Genomic DNA, 492 nt, shown 5'->3' on the forward strand with positions numbered 1-492 from the left:
GCAAGGCGAAGCAACGCAGTTATCGCTGGGATGGCGGACTCGTATCAGGGCTTGGCGGTGCGCCAGACCTGGTTCACGCCGTCGCCGGTGCGCTCGCCCGGCTGCGTGTCCTTCACCCAGTAGTAGAGCGGCTTGCCCTTGTAGGCCAGCTGGCGTGCGCCGTCGTCGCGTTCCACCACGGTGAAGTCTCCCGTGGGCGTGTCGCTGCCGGCCAGCAGGGGCGGCCAGTTCTTCGCGCAGGGGCCGTTGCAGGCCGACTTGCCGCCGCCCGCCGGGTCGCGGTCGAAAGTGTAGAGGGTCATGCCGTTCGGGCCCACGAGGGCGCCGTTCTTCTCGGCGACGCCGCCGGGCATGCGGGACGACGACATGGAGGCGCAGCCGGCGAGTGCCAGTGCCAGGGCGGAAGCCGCGAAGAGGGTGGAGAGTCGGGTCATCGGTGTGTGCTCCTGTAGGCGCGGGTGGCGGCGACATGCCGGCCCCACGCAGGATAGA

General features: G+C 70.1%; 1 protein-coding gene. It reads right to left on the reverse strand.

What is annotated here, in order from left to right:
* Positions 1 to 44: 44 nt before the first annotated feature.
* Complete coding sequence (locus AC066S_RS39160; RefSeq protein ID WP_311234576.1) at positions 45 to 434, reverse strand: COG4315 family predicted lipoprotein; 390 nt, start codon at positions 432 to 434, stop codon at positions 45 to 47.
* Positions 435 to 492 lie beyond the last annotated feature (58 nt).

The sequence above is a fragment of the Bradyrhizobium sp. CFUWI genome, assembly GCF_056429085.1.